Annotated in this window: 17 protein-coding genes; 11 read left to right on the top strand and 6 right to left on the bottom strand. The window is 67.1% G+C overall.

Annotation, left to right across the window (positions count from 1 at the left end; translation table 11 throughout):
* The first annotated feature begins 4 nt into the window (after positions 1 to 4).
* From BM43_RS07030 to BM43_RS07015, 4 genes are all read left to right on the top strand, one after another.
* Positions 5 to 1030, top strand: coding sequence for an asparaginase (locus BM43_RS07030; protein ID WP_042284590.1), 1026 nt, complete (start codon positions 5 to 7; stop codon positions 1028 to 1030).
* A 9-nt stretch (positions 1031 to 1039) separates the two neighbouring features.
* Positions 1040 to 2200: a transporter substrate-binding domain-containing protein gene (locus BM43_RS07025; RefSeq protein WP_036056134.1), complete on the top strand. Its 1161-nt coding sequence runs from the start codon at positions 1040 to 1042 to the stop codon at positions 2198 to 2200.
* The gene (locus BM43_RS07020; protein WP_017918254.1) at positions 2197 to 2817 is read left to right on the top strand and encodes an ANTAR domain-containing response regulator; all 621 of its coding nucleotides are present in this window, start codon (positions 2197 to 2199) and stop codon (positions 2815 to 2817) included. The genes BM43_RS07025 and BM43_RS07020 overlap by 4 nt, the downstream gene beginning before the upstream one ends.
* Positions 2818 to 2935: 118 nt before the next feature.
* Positions 2936 to 3919: an aldo/keto reductase gene (locus tag BM43_RS07015; protein ID WP_025101301.1), complete on the top strand. Its 984-nt coding sequence runs from the start codon at positions 2936 to 2938 to the stop codon at positions 3917 to 3919.
* Positions 3920 to 3988: 69 nt separating this feature from the next.
* Here BM43_RS07015 and BM43_RS07010 read toward each other — a convergent pair whose 3' ends face one another.
* From BM43_RS07010 to msuE, 3 genes are read right to left on the bottom strand one after another with little or no spacing between them, the layout of a single operon-like run.
* A complete protein-coding gene (locus BM43_RS07010) occupies positions 3989 to 5017 on the bottom strand; it encodes a methionine synthase (protein ID WP_036056136.1) in 1029 nt (342 codons plus the stop codon).
* 28 nt (positions 5018 to 5045) lie between these two features.
* The gene (locus tag BM43_RS07005; RefSeq protein WP_036056138.1) at positions 5046 to 6029 is read right to left on the bottom strand and encodes a DUF1852 domain-containing protein; all 984 of its coding nucleotides are present in this window, start codon (positions 6027 to 6029) and stop codon (positions 5046 to 5048) included.
* Between the two features lie 52 nt (positions 6030 to 6081).
* The gene (gene msuE / locus BM43_RS07000) at positions 6082 to 6660 is read right to left on the bottom strand and encodes an FMN reductase (RefSeq protein WP_036057269.1); all 579 of its coding nucleotides are present in this window, start codon (positions 6658 to 6660) and stop codon (positions 6082 to 6084) included.
* 149 nt (positions 6661 to 6809) lie between these two features.
* Between msuE and BM43_RS06995 the strand changes: the two genes are divergently transcribed.
* The 3 genes from BM43_RS06995 to groL all read left to right on the top strand — a co-directional run bounded on the left by BM43_RS06995 (position 6810) and on the right by groL (position 9842).
* Positions 6810 to 7718, top strand: a complete 909-nt coding sequence (locus tag BM43_RS06995) for a LysR family transcriptional regulator (RefSeq protein WP_036056141.1) — start codon at positions 6810 to 6812, stop codon at positions 7716 to 7718.
* Between the two features lie 181 nt (positions 7719 to 7899).
* Complete coding sequence (gene groES / locus BM43_RS06990) at positions 7900 to 8190, top strand: co-chaperone GroES (RefSeq protein WP_013690384.1); 291 nt, start codon at positions 7900 to 7902, stop codon at positions 8188 to 8190.
* Positions 8191 to 8207: 17 nt separating this feature from the next.
* Entirely contained in the window at positions 8208 to 9842 is a 1635-nt protein-coding gene (groL, locus tag BM43_RS06985; RefSeq protein WP_013690383.1) for a chaperonin GroEL, read from the top strand.
* A 122-nt stretch (positions 9843 to 9964) separates the two neighbouring features.
* On the opposite strand, the gene BM43_RS06980 is transcribed toward groL, so the two are convergent.
* From BM43_RS06980 to BM43_RS06970, 3 genes are all read right to left on the bottom strand, one after another.
* Complete coding sequence (locus BM43_RS06980) at positions 9965 to 11164, bottom strand: alginate O-acetyltransferase AlgX-related protein (RefSeq protein WP_036056142.1); 1200 nt, start codon at positions 11162 to 11164, stop codon at positions 9965 to 9967.
* Between the two features lie 4 nt (positions 11165 to 11168).
* Positions 11169 to 12590 (bottom strand): MBOAT family O-acyltransferase, encoded by a 1422-nt coding sequence (locus BM43_RS06975; protein WP_036056144.1) that lies wholly within the window; start codon positions 12588 to 12590, stop codon positions 11169 to 11171.
* Positions 12591 to 12973: 383 nt separating this feature from the next.
* Positions 12974 to 13525 (bottom strand): thioredoxin family protein, encoded by a 552-nt coding sequence (locus tag BM43_RS06970; protein WP_036056146.1) that lies wholly within the window; start codon positions 13523 to 13525, stop codon positions 12974 to 12976.
* 304 nt (positions 13526 to 13829) lie between these two features.
* Here BM43_RS06970 and BM43_RS06965 point away from each other — a divergent pair, with 304 nt between their 5' ends.
* The 4 genes from BM43_RS06965 to BM43_RS06955 are packed head-to-tail and all read left to right on the top strand — an operon-like array spanning position 13830 to position 16433.
* Positions 13830 to 14201, top strand: coding sequence for a GFA family protein (locus BM43_RS06965; protein WP_036056147.1), 372 nt, complete (start codon positions 13830 to 13832; stop codon positions 14199 to 14201).
* Entirely contained in the window at positions 14198 to 14362 is a 165-nt protein-coding gene (locus BM43_RS41295) for a hypothetical protein (RefSeq protein ID WP_017918263.1), read from the top strand. Before BM43_RS06965 ends, BM43_RS41295 begins: the two co-directional genes overlap by 4 nt.
* Positions 14362 to 15108 carry a response regulator gene (locus BM43_RS06960; protein WP_017918264.1) on the top strand — a complete coding sequence of 249 codons (747 nt, stop codon included), beginning with the start codon at positions 14362 to 14364 and terminating at the stop codon, positions 15106 to 15108. The genes BM43_RS41295 and BM43_RS06960 overlap by 1 nt, the downstream gene beginning before the upstream one ends.
* Positions 15105 to 16433 carry an ATP-binding protein gene (locus BM43_RS06955; RefSeq protein WP_036056149.1) on the top strand — a complete coding sequence of 443 codons (1329 nt, stop codon included), beginning with the start codon at positions 15105 to 15107 and terminating at the stop codon, positions 16431 to 16433. Before BM43_RS06960 ends, BM43_RS06955 begins: the two co-directional genes overlap by 4 nt.
* Positions 16434 to 16512: the final 79 nt, after the last annotated feature.

Raw genomic sequence — 16512 nt, 5'->3', positions numbered from 1 at the left:
GGACATGAACCCGTTCACCGGCACCGCCGACGCGCGGCGGTTGCCGGACACGCTGCCGCTGTGCGCCTGTTTCGCCACCGGCGGCACCATCGCGATGAAGCTCGATCCGGTGACGCGGGCGGCGGTTCCGGTGCTCTCCGGCGAGGACCTGCTGGCGAGCGTGCCGGCCATCGCCCGGGTCGCGCGCCTGGAGTTGAGCGAATTGTTCAACCTGCCATCCGACTACATGGGGCCGTCGCGCTGGCTTGCCTTGCACCAGGCGGTATCGGCGGCGCTGGCGCGCGAGGAGATCGCCGGCGCGATCGTCTCGCACGGCACCGACACGCTGGAGGAGACCGCCTGGTTCCTGGACCTGACGATCGCCTCGGCCAAGCCGGTGGTGTTGACGGGCGCCCAGCGCAATGCCTCGTTCCCCGATTCCGACGGCCCGCGCAACCTGCTGAACGCGGCGCGCGTGTGCGTGGCGCCCGAGGCGCGCGGGATGGGCACGCTGGTGGTGCTCAACGGCCAGGTCAACGCCGCGCGCGAGGCCACCAAGACCCACACGGCCGACGTAGAATCCTTCAAGTCGGGCGACCACGGCTGGCTCGGCAGCGTCGACGACGATCGCCTCGTGATGTCGCGCGCGCCGCTGCGCCGGCAGCATGTGCCGCTGGTGGCGGCCGAGCTGCCGCGCGTGGAGATCGTGCCGATGTACGCCGGCGCCGACGGCACGCTGCTGCGCGCGGCGGTGGCCGCGGGCGCGGCCGGCATCGTGGTGGCGGCGCTCGGCTTCGGCAACGTCAACCGGGAACTGTTCGTCGCGATCCGCGAGGCGCTGGCCGCCGGCGTGGCGGTGGTGATCGCCACCCAGGTGCCGAACGGGCGGGTTCGCCTCGCCTACGGTTTCGAGGGCGGCGGCGGCACGCTCGCGGCCGCCGGTGCCGTGCTCGCCGACAACCTGGGCGCCCGCAAGGCGAGAATCCTGCTGATGCTGGCCTTGCAGACCCCGAGCTGCCCGGCGGCGATCCAGGCCCTGTACGATCGATAGGACATTCGTATGACTACCAGCACCGTCTTGTCCGCCGAACCCGGCTGGCGAATCGGCGTCCTGTTCTCGCGCGCGGGCGCCACCTCGGCGACCGAAACCGAGCATTTCTACGGAACCGTGCTCGCGATCGAGGAAATCAACGCGGCCGGCGGCGTGGCGGGCGCGCCGCTCGATCCGGTGGTGCACGACCCGCGCTGCAGCCTCGACGAGTACCGGCGCCTGGCCGCCCACATGCTGCAGGAGGACGACGTCACGGTGATCTTCGGCTGCTCGACCTCGTCGAGCCGCAAGGCGGTGCTGCCGGTGATCGAGCGCAACAACGCGCTGCTCTGGTACTGCTCGATCTACGAAGGTTTCGAGTATTCGCCGAACGTCATCTACACCGGCGCGGTGCCGAACCAGAACAACATGCAGCTGGGGGCCTGGCTGCTGCGTCATCACGGGCGGCGTTTTTTTCTGGTTGGCGCCGACTACATCTATCCGCGAGAATCGAACCGGATCATGCGCGACGTGGTCGAGCAGAACGGCGGGGAGATCGTCGAGGAACTGTACCTGCCCAGCGACGCCGACGACGGCGCGCTGGCCGCGGTGGTCGACGAGATCCGCGCCCAGGCGCCCGACGTGGTGGTGTCGACGCTGATCGGCCGCGCGGCCCGCAGCTTCTACACGCTGTACCGGCAGCGCGGGCTCGATCCGCGGCAGGTTCCGATTGCCAGCCTGACCATGACGGAGGGCGAGATCGGCATGATCGGTCCCGAGCTGTGCGCCGGACATATCGTCTCCGCCAGCTACGTGAACACCCTGGAGAATCCGCGCAACCGGCGCTTTCTCGAATCCTGGCGGTCGCGCTTCGGCGACCAGCCGGCCAGCATGTGGTCCGAAATGGCATACAACCAGGTCCAGTTGTTCGCGCGTGCGCTCGAACGCACCCGCAGCCTCGACACGGCGCGTCTGGTCGAGGCGGTGCGCGAGGTCGAATTCGACTCGCCGGAAGGCCTGCTGCGGATCGACCGCGAGAACAATCACGCGATCGTCACGCCGCGCATCGCGGTCTGCCAGCCGGACGGGCGCTTCAAGGTGGTCTGGGAGAGCCGCCGGCCGGTGCGGCCCGATCCCTATCTCACCGCCTATGGCTTCGCGGATTTCTGGCTCGATGGAGAAACGTCATGAGCGCGGGGGCGCGCCGGCTGTTCGACGATCTGCGCACGCTGCGCGTGGTGGTGATCCATCCGCCCGGCGAGGATCGCGGCATCCTCGAGGAGCAACTGCATCGCATCGGCTGCCCGGTGCGGCCGGTCTGGCCGTTTCCCGCGCGGCTGCCGGCCGACGCGGACGTGATCCTGTTCCTGGTCGGGCCGGAATTGCGCAGCGCCGGCAACTGGTGCGCGGCCGATACCGACGCGACGCTGATCGCCCTGTCCGACTACGAGAACCCGACCGCGCTGAAGATGCTGGTCGATACCCAGGCGCACGGCGTCATCACCAAGCCGTATCGATCCTCCGGCATCCTCAGCACGCTGGTGCTGGCGCGCGCATCCTGCGGCTACCAGCAGCGCCTGCACGGCAAGATCGCCAAGCTGGAGGAGGCGATCAAGGCGCGCCGCCAGATCGAGAAGGCGATGCGCATCCTGATGGAGGCCCATCGCCTGAGCGAGAACGACGCCTACGAGCACATGCGCTCGAAGGCGACCAGCCTGCGCGTGACGGTGGGCGACATCGCGACCATGGTGATCGACGCGCACGAGGCGATGGACAAGCTCGGGCTCGGCAAGCTGACGAAATCGTAAGGCGGGCGGGTCGCTTCGAAGCAGGAACCGCGCCGATCGGGGATCATGCCGGATTGGCCGGCGCGAGACCGAAGCTCGCCGTCGGCGCCCGTCCGCCCAACCGATCAGCGAGGTAGCAATGGAATACGTCAAGTTCGGGGCCACCGGCCTCGAGGTCTCGAAACTGGTGCTCGGCTGCATGACCTACGGCGATCCGGCGCGCGGCAACCACGCCTGGACGCTGCCCGAGGACCAGAGCCGCCCCTTGATCCGCCAGGCGATCGAGGCCGGCATCAACTTCTTCGACACCGCGAATACCTATTCGGACGGCAGCTCGGAAGAGATCGTCGGCCGCGCGCTGCGCGAGTACGCGCAACGTGACGAGGTGGTGATCGCCACCAAGGTGTTCAATCGCATGCGGCCCGGCGCGAACGGCGCGGGCCTGTCGCGCAAGGCGATCTTCTCGGAGATCGACCACAGCCTGAAGCGGCTCGGCACCGACTATGTCGATCTCTACCAGATCCATCGCTGGGACCCGGGCACGCCGATCGAGGAAACGCTGGAGGCGCTGCACGACGTGGTGAAGGCGGGCAAGGCGCGTTACATCGGCGCTTCGTCGATGGCGGCCTGGCAGTTCTCGAAGGCGCTCTACACCTCGCGCGAGCACGGCTGGACCGAATTCGTCAGCATGCAGAACCACCTGAACCTGCTGTACCGCGAGGAGGAGCGCGAAATGCTGCCGCTCTGCGCGGACCAGGGCATCGCCGTGATTCCGTGGAGCCCGCTCGCGCGCGGCCGTCTCACGCGCAACTGGGACGAGAGCTCGGAACGCCAGGAAAGCGACAACGTCGGCACGCGGCTCTACCAGGCCACCGCCGACGCGGACAAGGCCGTGGTGGAGGCGGTCGCCAAGGTGGCCGAGGCGCGCAAGCTGCCGCGTGCCCAGGTCGCGCTGGCCTGGGTGGCGCAGAAGAGCACGGTGACGGCGCCGATCGTGGGCATCTCGAAGCCGCATCATCTGAGCGACGCGGTGGCCGCGCTCGAGCTGAAGCTGAGCGAGGAGGAGATTGCCACGCTGGAGGCGCCTTACGTGCCGCACCGGGTGGCGGGCTTCACGGCCTGAGGAGGAGGACGGCTCCCGGGCGAGCGCTTCGCTGGCCGCTCGGGAGCCGGAGGTGACGTCAGCGCGAGATCAGGCCGACAGTTCTCTGCGGACGATTTCCGCGCCTGCGCTGAGCGCGTTCAGCTTGCCTCTCGCCACCTGGCGAGACAAGGGTGCCATGCCGCAGTTGGTGCAGGGATAGAGCTTGTCGGCATCCACGAAGCGCAGCGCCTTGCGCAGGGTGTTGGCGACTTCCTCCGGCGTCTCGATGGTGTTGCTTGCCACGTCGATGGCGCCCACCATCACTTTCTTGCCGCGAACCAGTTCGATCAGGTCGATCGGGACATGGGAGTTGTGGCATTCCAGCGAGATCATGTCGATGCTGGATTGCTGCAGCTTCGGGAACGACTCCTCGTATTGGCGCCATTCCGATCCCAGCGTCTTCTTCCAGTCGGTATTGGCCTTGATGCCGTAGCCGTAGCAGATATGCACGGCGGTTTCGCACTTGAGCCCCTCGATCGCCCGCTCCAGGGTGGCCACCCCCCAATCGTTCACCTCGTCGAAGAACACGTTGAAGGCAGGCTCGTCGAACTGGATGATGTCGACGCCGGCCGCCTCCAGTTCCTTCGCTTCCTGGTTGAGGATTTTGGCGAATTCCCAGGCGAGCTTTTCCCGGCTCTTGTAGTGGGCGTCGTAGAGCGTGTCGATCATCGTCATCGGGCCGGGCAGGGCCCACTTGATGGGCTGCCGGGTTTGCTGACGCAGGAACCTGGCGTCTTCCACGAATACCGGCTTCTGGCGACTCACCTCGCCGACCACGGTCGGCACGCTCGCATCGTAGCGATCGCGAATCCTGACCGTCTCGCGCTTTTCAAAATCGACCCCGTCGAGGTGCTCGATGAAGGTGGTGACAAAATGCTGGCGCGTCTGCTCCCCGTCGCTGACGATATCGATGCCCGCGTGCTGTTGCTCCTGCAGCGACAGACGCAGGGCATCGTGCTTGCCCTCGGTCAATTCCTCGTCTTGCAGTTTCCAGGGCGACCAGAGCTTTTCAGGTTGGGCGAGCCAGGATGGCTTGGGCAGGCTGCCGGCAGTGGAAGTCGGGAGTAGTTTTTTCATGTCGAATGATTCCGCGAAGCTTGGTTGATCAGAGAGCGCAGCTGGAAGCCCATTGCTCGAGAATGTGCTTGTACGGCTTGATGAAGTGTTCTTCCGTGAATTTCCCCTGCTTGACGGCCAATTGGCTACGTTCTTCCCGGTCGTAGACAATCCGGGTCAGTGAATAATCCCGATGCTTCAGGCTGGGCTGATAACACTTCCCCGCCGCGGAATTGGCGTTGTAGATTTCCGGGCGGTAGATTTTCTGGAATGTTTCCATCGCGCTGATGGTGCCGATCAGCTCGAGATTGGTGTAATCCTCCAGCAGGTCGCCGAGAAAATAAAAGGCCAGCGGCGCGACACTGTTCGGCGGCATGAAATAGCGAACCTGCAGGCCCATCTTCCCGAAATACTGGTCGGTCGACGAAAGTTCGCTTTGTCGATACTCGACGCCCAGGATCGGGTGCTGATTCTCGGTTCGGTGATAGGTCTTGCTGGTCGAGGCGCTGATGCAGATCACCGGCGGCTTGCCGGAGATTTCCCGGTAAGCGCTCGAGTTCAGGAAGTGCTTGAACAGCTTGCCATGCAGATCGCCGAAATCGTCCGGGATGCCGAATTCGGATTTGTCGCGGTTGTGCTCGGGCAGCAGCACGCTGAAGTCGTAATCGCGCACATAGGACGAGAAATTGTTCCCGGCAATCCCCTCGATGCGCTTGCCGTTCTTCTTGTCGATGATCTTCGTCTTCAGGATCTCGATCAGCGGAAACGCATCGATGCCGTGCCCGGCATCGATCTTCATCTCGACGGAAATGATCTCGAGATCGACGGAATAGCGATCCCCTTTCGGGTTGTCCCAATGCGCCAGGTCATTGAATCGACTGTCGATCATCTTCAGGGTATTGCGCAGGTTCTCCTGGCGGCTCGTTCCGCGGGCCAGATTGGCGAAATTGGTGGTGATGCGCGTATTGTCCGATGGGTGATAGTTCTCATCGAAACAAATACGCTTGATTTCAAATGTGAAATTGTTTTCCATGATGATCCGGCGAATGGATTGTCGAAAGGAAGGCTGAATCTCTTGGGCGGGTTCAGGCCGCGACGACTTCCTCGGCGGCGGGTCTCGCGTGGCGGATCAATTCGACCAGGGGCAAGGCCCGTTGCACCGCCAATCCGGCTCGCTCGATCAGGGCGTCGTCTTGCAGGCGGTAGTCGGCGAAATCCTTGTCGGTCGCGTAGACGCCCAGCGGCAAGGTGCGCGCCTGGAAGAAGCTGAACAGCGGCCGCAACTGGTGGTCGATCATCAGGGCGTGGCGCTCGCTGCCGCCGGTGGCCGCCAGCAGGACGGGCTTGTCGATCAGGGCGTCCTGGTGAATGAAGTCGAAGAAGTGCTTGAACAGTCCTGAGTAGGCGCCGCGATAGACGGGGGTCGCCACGACCAGGACGTCGGCTTGCTCGACCGCCGCGAGTTCCCGCTCCACCGCGTCGGGCAACTGGGAGCGCCAGACCGCTCCGGCGAGTTGCGGCGCGAGCTGTCCCAGCTCGACCAGGCGCGGCTCGCACGACACTTCATCGGCGATCAGGTCCAGCAGGTGGGTGGCCAGCGCTGCTGTCTTGGACGGGCGTTGCAGTCCGCCGGAAACCGCTACTACACGGAGTGGACGTGTCATGTTGGTTTTCAGATGGATGAAGGTGCGCGGCGCCGTGAAGCCAGGCCGCTTCGAAAAATACATACGAACAATGGAAGCCGATGCTAACGATGGGGACCAATGAAGTAAAATGGTTTTATTTCACGAATCCATGAAAGTGGTTCATACATATGCTTGAGCGCATCCATCTGAGCATCGTCCAGCAGGTCGAGAAGCAAGGGTCCTTGACGGCCGCCGCGGGCGTGCTGAACCTGACCCAATCGGCCTTGAGCCACAGCATGAAGAAGCTGGAGCAGCAACTGGGCACGGACATCTGGCTGCGCGAAGGGCGCAGCCTGCGCCTGACGCAGGCCGGCCAGTACCTGCTGGCGGTGGCGAACCGGGTGCTGCCGCAACTGGACCTGGCCGAGGAGCGGCTGGGCCAGTTCGCGCTGGGCGAGCGCGGCGCGCTGCGCATCGGCATGGAATGCCATCCTTGCTACCAGTGGCTGCTCAAGGTGGTGTCGCCGTATCTGGCGGCATGGCCCGACGTGGATGTGGACGTGAAGCAGAAATTCCAGTTCGGCGGGATCGGCGCGCTGTTCGGTTACGAGATCGACCTGCTGGTCACGCCCGATCCGCTGTTCAAGCCGGGGCTGAAGTTCGAGCCGGTGTTCGACTACGAGCAGGTGCTCGTGGTGGCCAAGGGCCATGCGCTGGCCTCCGCGACCTACGTGAAGCCGCAGCAGTTGACCCCGGAAGTGCTGATCAGCTACCCCGTGGACATCGAGCGCCTGGACATCTACAACCAGTTCCTGCTGCCGGCCGGCGTGACGCCCCGGCGCCACAAGGCCATCGAGACCACCGACATCATGCTGCAGATGGTGGCCAGCGGCCGCGGCGTGGCCGCCTTGCCGCGCTGGCTGGTCGAGGAGTACGCGGCCAGGATGGAGGTGGTGCCCGTGCGGCTGGGCGCGCGCGGCATCGCCAAGCAGATCTTCCTGGGCGCGCGCGAGACGGACACCGCCATCGACTACGTGCGGGCCTTCATCGAACTGGCTCGCGAGCCCCGGGCGGTCTCGACGCTGGCGAGGGATTGAGGCCGGCGCGCCCGCCTCGCCGGATATCGCGCGCCGCCATATCCTTTCCATCCCCGGCTCATAACCTTCTGCGTATCCGTTATTGGATCGGCGCCGGGCCGGTTTTTATACTGGCTTCTGTCAGCACTCGCCCGATGCGAGTGCCAGATACCACGCCAACCATCACCAGAGGAACGCACCGATGAGCCTTCGTCCGCTGCACGATCGCGTGATCGTCAAACGACTCGACCAGGAAACCAAGACGGCCTCCGGCATCGTGCTGCCCGACAGCGCGGCCGAGAAGCCCGACCAGGGCGAAGTGATCGCCGTCGGCCCGGGCCGGCGCGACAACGACGGCAAGCGGATCGAGCCCGACCTGAAGGTCGGCGACCGCGTGCTGTTCGGCAAGTACGCCGGCCAGACCGTCAAGGTCGACAGCAACGAGCTGCTGGTACTGCGCGAGGAAGATGTCGTCGCGGTCGTCAACGTCTGAACCTGAGAGAGTCCAACATGGCTGCAAAAGATATCGTTTTCGGCGACGTCAACCGCGCGAAGCTGATCGAAGGCGTCAACATCCTGGCCGACGCGGTGAAGGTCACGCTGGGCCCGAAGGGCCGCAACGTGGTGCTGGAGCGCAGCTTCGGCGCGCCGATCGTGACCAAGGACGGCGTGTCGGTCGCCAAGGAGATCGAGCTGGCCGACAAGCTGCAGAACATCGGCGCGCAACTGGTCAAGGAAGTGGCCTCGAAGACCAGCGACACGGCCGGCGACGGCACCACCACGGCCACCGTGCTGGCCCAGGCGATCGTGCGCGAAGGGCAGAAATACGTGGCGGCGGGCCTCAATCCGCTGGACCTGAAGCGCGGCATCGACAAGGCCGTGGTGGCCGCGATCGAGGAGCTGAAGAAGATCAGCAAGCCGACCACCACCAGCAAGGAGATCGCCCAGGTCGCGACGATCTCGGCCAACGGCGAGGAGTCGATCGGCCAGCGCATCGCCGAGGCGATCGACCGCGTCGGCAAGGAAGGCGTGATCACCGTCGAGGACGGCAAGTCGCTGGCCGACGAGCTCGACGTGGTGGAGGGCCTGCAATTCGACCGCGGTTATCTCTCGCCGTACTTCGTCAACAACCCCGATCGCCAGGTCGCGGTGCTCGACAGCCCCTACGTGCTGCTGCACGACAAGAAGGTGTCGAACATCCGTGACCTGCTGCCGGTGCTCGAGCAGGTGGCCAAGGCCGGCCGGCCGCTGCTGATCATCGCCGAGGACGTCGAGGGCGAGGCGCTGGCCACCCTGGTGGTCAACAACATCCGCGGCATCCTCAAGACGGTCGCGGTCAAGGCGCCCGGCTTCGGCGATCGCCGCAAAGCGCTGCTGGAGGACATCGCGATCCTGACGGGCGGCCAGGTGATCGCCGAGGAAACCGGCCTCACGCTGGAGAAGGCGACGCTGGCCGAGCTGGGCCAGGCCAAGCGCATCGAGGTGGGCAAGGAAAACACCACGGTGATCGACGGCGCCGGCGACAAGGCCTCGATCGAGGCGCGCGTCAAGCAGATCCGCGTGCAGATCGAGGATGCGAGCTCCGACTACGACCGCGAGAAGCTGCAGGAGCGGGTCGCCAAGCTGGCGGGCGGCGTGGCGGTGATCAAGGTGGGCGGCGCGACCGAGATCGAGGTCAAGGAGAAGAAGGATCGCGTCGACGATGCGCTGCACGCCACGCGCGCGGCCGTCGAGGAAGGCATCGTGCCGGGCGGCGGCGTGGCCCTGATCCGCGTGAAGCAGGCGATTCGCGAAGTGCGCGGCGCGAACCCGGACCAGGATGCCGGCGTGAAGATCGTGCTGCGCGCGCTCGAGGAGCCGCTGCGGCAGATCGTGAGCAATGCCGGCGAGGAAGCCAGCGTGGTGGTGGCCAAGGTGGCCGAGGGCAGCGGCAATTTCGGCTACAACGCGGCGAGCGGCGAATATGGCGACCTGGTGGAATCGGGCGTGCTCGATCCGACCAAGGTCACGCGCACCGCGCTGCAGAACGCGGCATCGGTGGCGGGCCTGCTGCTGACCACCGACGCCACCGTGCACGAGCAGCCGAAGCCGGCAGCGGCCGGGGCACCGGCGGGCGCGCCGGGCGGCCCGGACCTGGGCTTCTGATGGAAGTCGGCGCGCAAGGGCGCCGACTGGGCCGCCAGTCGGCCCGGTGAACGGCTTGCAAGGCACAAGGCCCGGCGATTGCCGGGCCTTGTGTTTTTCAAGCATCTGGCGCGGCCGGCTTGTCAGGGCCGGCAGGCCTGGTCGAGATTGACGGGCGCGTCGAGCAGATGGGGCAGGCTGCGTTCGACGATTTCCAGCACCACGGCCCTGGGCTGCGCCCGGCGGACCAGCGCGCCGTCGACGCGGGTTCCGCGTTGCGTATACAGCCGATGGACGTCCTCGCCGAGGAAGGGAATCAGTTCGCCCGCGAACGAATCGCGATACAGCAGCAGGCTGCCCGTGGCGCCCGGGTTCTCCATGACGTTGTGGGCATCGACCGGGTCCGTCGGCCAGCCGGGCACCGTCACGCCATGCGCCCGGCGCGGCACGCGCGGCGTGAGCGACACGATGTAGTCGAGGAAGTAGCCCGGCAGGTCGAGCAGGTTCACCGCGATGTCGCCGCCCTCGAAGCGGGTCCGACTGATCGCGTAGGCCTGGCGCTCGGCGCGCGGTGCAGCGGCCAGCACGCCGTCGCGCACCAGGCGCGAGGCGATGGCCTGGTAGCCGATGAAGGCGCCCAGGGTGTTCCAGTGGCTGTCGGTGCGCTTGTACAGGTCGTATTGCTCGGACGAGCGGGCGGCTTCGAGCGGCGCGCGCAGGTCGATGAAGGCCAGCTTCGGCGCCGCCCGGCCAAGCTCGGTGGCGAACTGGTCGGCCTGGGTGACCGTGCCGGCCGGCGGCGGCGATTGCAGCTTGTCGGCATAGACGCTCTGCTTGTCGGGCGCCAGCACCACGTAGAAGCCGATGCCGCAGGCGGCGAGATGCGCGCGCACGGCATCCAGGTTGCCGCTGATCGTTCGCAGGTCGGAGGCGGAGAAGGGCGCCTTGCCGTACAGCGAGGCGAAGTGCGGCTGGCCCGGCGTGTAGTACTCGTCGTAGAACAGCCAGCCGTCGCGGCCGATCACGACGTTCGGGTTGCTGGGCGTGCCGGTGCGCGCCATCTGCAGGCGCGATCCGTAATGCAGCAGCGCGTCGCGCATGCCGTAGCGGTCGCTGAACCAGCGCTCGAAGTTCTGGAACCAGAACAGCGAATAGGACGGGAAGGGTTCCAGCCGGCGGTTTTCCTGCGCGGCCGGCACGAAGCCGGGGCGCCCGAACCACAGGATCGGCAGCGCCAGGATGGCGAAGAAGACGATGGCCACGGCCGCGCGGTTCAAGCCGCGGGCCAGCGAGCTGCCGGGGCGGTTGGAGGCGGCCTGGGGATCGGAGTGCTGCGTGCTCATGCCGTCAGAAGCGGAAATAGATGAAGGGGTTGTATTGGCCGAGCGCGATCGACATGGCGCTCAGGATCAGCGCGGGCGCGACCAGCGCGGCGCGCAGCCAGCCGTCGAGCGACAGCGCGGCGAGGCGCGCCCACATCGGCTGGAGACGGCGCTGCAGGAGCGGATACGCGCCGAGCGCGAGCAGCACCGCCACCACCAGCAGCACCAGCGTCTGCGTCGACCACAGCGATGCCAGCGTCACGCTCTGCTGCGCGGCGGGCCAGTGGCCGAGCAGCGCCAGCAGGTAATGCCTCGCCTGGGGCAGGGATTCGGTGCGGAAGAATACCCAGGCGAGCATCACCACCAGCATCGCGTAGAGCTGGGCGAGCGGCCTGGGCACCGGCAGCCCGGCGTTGCGCCCGAAGCGCTCCAGCATCAGGAAGAAGCCGTGCAGCGCGCCCCACACCACGAAATTCCAGCTCGCGCCGTGCCAGATCCCCGTCAGCAGGAACACGATCCACAGGTTCAGCAGCGTGCGGCCCTCGCCGCGGCGGTTGCCGCCGAGCGGGATGTAGACGTAGTCGCGGAACCAGGTCGACAGCGAGATATGCCAGCGCCGCCAGAAATCCTGGATCGAGCGCGCGCTGTAGGGATAGTTGAAGTTCTCCGGGAAGCGGAAGCCGAACAGGCGGCCCAGGCCGATCGCCATGTCGCTGTAGCCGGAGAAGTCGAAGTAGATCTGCAGCGTGTAGCACAGCAGGCAGAACCAGGCCGCGGCCGCGCCGAGCTGGTCGGCCGGCGCGTTGAAGCCGGTATCGGCGATCAGGCCGAGCTGGTTGGCGATCAGCACCTTCTTGGCCAGCCCCATGGTGAAGCGCAGGATGCCGGCGGTGATGTCGTCGAGCGTGCTGTCGCGGCGCGCCAGCTGCGTGTGGATGTCCTTGTAGCGGATGATCGGGCCGGCCACCAGTTGCGGGAACAACATGATGTAGAGGCTGTAGTCGACGATATTGCGATTCGGCGTGGCATTGCGCCGGTAGATGTCGACCAGGTAGGAGATCGCGTGGAAGGTGTAGAACGAGATGCCGATCGGCAGCGCGACGGCCTTGATCGAGATGGCCGACAGGCCCGCCGGCACCAGCAGCGCGTTGAGGTTGTCGACCGCGAAATTGGCGTACTTGAAGATGCCGAGCAGCAGCAGGTTGAGGCCCACCAGGCAGCCCAGCACGCGCCGGCGCGCCCGGGTCCGGTCCAGCAGCCGGGCGCCCCAGAAGTTCATGGCGACCGAGCCCAGCATCAGGATCACGAAACGCGGCTCGCCCCAGGCGTAGAACACGATGCTGGCCAGCGCCAGCAGGGCATTGCGAAATCGGGCGGGGGCCAGGTAGTAGGTGACGAACGTCACCGGCAGGAACAGGCCCAGGAACACGATGCTGCTGAATACCACGAGATACCCTCGTCGACGTTGTGATTATGCGTGGCCATGGCGGCATGCCGGCCGTGAAGCGGCGGCGCGCCGGGCAGATGAATGCGTACGGGAGGACTGGGCCGAAAGGCGCGTCGGCGTGGCGCGACGTACCGCGGCGTGGCGGCCGTCGGCCGCGCGAGGCGCTGCCAGGCGGCGTGGCCCGCGCGCGGGTTGGTCAGTCCCGCGCGCGGGCCGGCCCGGGGCGCGTCGCCTCGGCCGTTCCCGCGGGCGACATTGTAGGCGGCAACGGGATTTGTCGATACCCGCGTGCGGCGGGCATCTTTGCGCGATCGCGGCGACCGGGGAGAGAATCGGGCTGCGCGGCCCCGGCGGCGCAGCCGGCAAGCCGCGCCGGCCGGGGCTCAGCCCGGCTGGGCGAGCAGCCGGGCGATCTCGGCGTCGGTCTGCTCGTAGTCGCCCTCGCCGAAGTGCCGGTAGACGATCCTGCCCGTCTTGTCGATCAGGTAGACGGCCGGCCAATACTGGTTGTCGTAGGCGCGCCAGGTGGCGTAGTCGTTGTCCTGCGCGACCGGGTAGGTCAGGCCGAAGCGCTTGATCGCGTCGCGCACGTTCGAGGTGCTGTGCTCGAACGGGTATTCGGGCGTGTGCACGCCCACCACGGTCAGGCCTTGCGACTTGTATTTGTCGTACCAGCCCTGGACGTGGGGCAGCGTGTGGATGCAGTTGATGCAGGTATAGGTCCAGAAATCGACCAGCACCACCTTGCCGCGCAGCTTGTCGAGCGATTGCGGCGGGCCGTTCAGCCACTGGTTGATGCCGGTGAAGTCGGGCGCGGTGGTCGGGGTGCTCGCCTGTGCGGCGCCGGCGATGCCGGGCGGCTGGGTGGCGGCGATCACGGCGGCGCAGGCGGCAATGGTGCCGGCGGCGGCAAACAGACGATAGAGCGGGCGCATGGTGGAGTTTCCATCGGTTTCGGTTGAGGGCCGCCGGCAGCGCGGTGGGCGCCGCCGGCGTGCCGTCGGTCGGCGGGGCGGGATCGGCGGTGCGGGGCGCGCGAGGCGCGCCGGCAGGGCCGATCCGCCGGGCCGACCGGCGATGGAGGTATTGGAGCCCGCGCCCGTATCGCGGATGTTTCGGGCCGCCCATGGGTGTGCAATGTTGTGTATCGACGGCGAATTCAGATACATTGCGACACAAATCAGGGACTGCAATCGGCTATAAAACCGTCATTCCATGATGACCACGGAGGGGCGCACGATGAACGCCGAGTCTTTTCAAGGTTCCTGCCATTGCGGGGCCGTCCGTTTCGAGGTGCGCACGCCGCTCGTGCCCGCCGCGCGCTGCAACTGCAGCCTGTGCCGCCGCAAGGGCGCGCTGATGACGCCGGCCTTCGCCCGCGAGAACCTGACGATCCTGGCCGGCGAGGACGCGCTGACCGAATACCAGTTCAATACCCGCGTCGCGAAGCATTTCTTCTGCCGCCATTGCGGGATCTATCCGTTTCACCAGACTCGCGTGGACCCGCTGCGCTGGCGCGTGAACATCGGCTGCCTCGACGGCGTCGATCCCTACGCGCTGGAAGCGGCGGTGGCCAACGGCGCGAGCCTGTCCGTCGTGGAGGACGCATGAAGCCCGAATCGAAGCCGCGCCGCGGCCCGCTGCAGCGCCTGCTGGCGATCCTCGCCTTCCTGGCGGGCGGCGTGGCCAGCGAGCTGAGCCATCCCTTCGCCTGCACCACGGTGCCCTCGCGCGGCCCGTCGGCCGTGCGTCGCCGCGAGGAGCGTGCCTGATGAACAGCGAGCGTCCGGACCACGTGCTGATCGTCGACGACGATCGCGGCATCCGCGAACTGGTGGGCCAGTACCTGGAGAAGAACGGCATTCGCGTCTCGTTGGCCGCCAATGGCCGCGAGATGCGCGCCACGCTGGAATACGGCGCGCCGGACCTGATCGTGCTCGACGTGATGATGCCCGGCGACGACGGCCTGGTGCTGTGCCGCGAGCTGCGCGCCGGCAAGTTCCGCTCGGTGCCGGTGGTGATGCTGACCGCGCGCGACGAGGAAACCGATCGCATCGTCGGCCTGGAGATGGGCGCCGACGACTACCTGACCAAGCCCTTCGCGGTACGCGAGCTGTATGCGCGGATCCGCGCCGTGCTGCGCCGCGCGCGCATGCTGCCGCCCGGCATGCAGGTGACCGAGGCCGCGCAATGGCTGGCCTTCGGCGACTGGCGGCTCGATACCACCGGGCGCCACCTGCTCGACGAGGACGGCACCATGGTCGCGCTGAGCGGCGCCGAATACCGGCTGCTGCGCGTGTTCGTCGACCATCCGCAGCGCGTGCTGACGCGCGACCAGTTGCTGAACCTGACGCAAGGGCGCCAGGCCGATCCGTTCGACCGCTCGATCGACCTGCTGGTCAGCCGGCTGCGCCAGCGGCTGCGCGACACCGCGCGCGAGCCGCGCTACATCAAGACGCTGCGCAGCGAGGGCTATGTGTTCTCGGCGGCGGTTACCGTGATCGACGAGCCCACATGAGCGACAAGTCTCTCGCGCACTGGCCGCGCTCGCTGTTCGCGCGCCTGGCCTTGATCCTGTGCGTGGGCCTGGCGGCCGCGCAGATGCTGTCGTTCTGGCTGACGCTGACCGAGCGCGACCAGGCCACCACCACGCTGATGATGGGCTACATCGAGCGCGAGGTGGTGGCCTCCGTCGCGCTGCTCGACCACCTGCCGCCGAACGAGCGCGAGGCCTGGCTGCCCAAGCTGGCGCGTCGCAGCTACCGCTTCGAGCTGGGGCCGGGGCTGCCGGGCGGGCCGGTCGACGCGGAGCTGTCGGCCCGCGTCGAACGCTCGATCACCGACGGCATCGGCCGCGCCTACCCGGTGACGGCCAACGCGATTCCCGGCGACGCCGAGCATCTGCAGGTGCACCTGAAGCTGTCCGACGGCTCGCCGCTGACGATCGACCTGCATCCGATGTCGAGCGTGCCGCTGTCTGGCTGGCTGCCGGCGGTGCTGGTGGTACAACTGGCCTTGCTGGCGTTCTGCTGCTGGCTGGCGGTGCGCCTCGCCACGCGGCCGCTGCACGACCTGGCTCGCGCGGCCGATGCGCTCGGGCCGGACCTGAAGGGCGAGCGGCTGCCCGAGACGGGGCCTTCCGAGGTGGCGCGCGCGGCGCGGGCCTTCAATGCCATGCAGGACCGGATCGCCACCTACACAGCCGAGCGCATGCAGATCCTGGCCGCGATCTCGCACGACCTGCAGACGCCGATCACGCGCATGCGCCTGCGCGTCGACGTGATGGACGACGACGTGCAGGCCGCCAAGCTGCGCCAGGACCTGACCGAGATGGGGCAATTGGTGAAGGAGGGCGTGGCCTACGCGCGGACCGTGCACAGCACCTCCGAAGCACCGTGCCGGATCGATCTCGACGCGATGCTCGACAGCATCGTCTGCGACTACATCGACGCCGAGCAGAACGTGACCTTCGCCAGGCGCGTCGACATCGCCGTGACGGCGCGGCCGCAGGCGCTGCGGCGCGTGGTCGGCAACCTGGTGGACAACGCGCTGAAGTTCAGCGGCGCGGCCGAGCTGGAGGTGACGCTCACCCCCGAGGGCCATGCCGAGGTGGCCGTGCTCGATCGCGGGCCGGGGATTCCCGAGGAATCGCTGGAGGCCGTGTTCGAGCCCTTCGTGCGGATCGAGACCTCGCGCAATCGCGGCACCGGCGGCACGGGGCTGGGGCTTGCGATCGCGCGGCAACTGACGCAGGCGATGGACTCCACGCTGGTGCTGCGCAATCGTGCCGGCGGCGGGCTGGAGGCGAGGTTGACGCTGAAGGTGCAGGGGGCGAGGAAGTAGGGCAGCGCTCCGGCCGGGCTGCCGAATCGCGCCAGGCCACGCCTGCCCGGCACGTCGATCTCTTGGAGGGAATTATTTT

It is taken from the genome of Burkholderia gladioli (genome assembly GCF_000959725.1).
In the GTDB taxonomy this organism is placed as follows: Bacteria; Pseudomonadota; Gammaproteobacteria; order Burkholderiales; family Burkholderiaceae; genus Burkholderia; species Burkholderia gladioli.
This window is presented reverse-complemented; position numbering and strand designations above follow the sequence as displayed.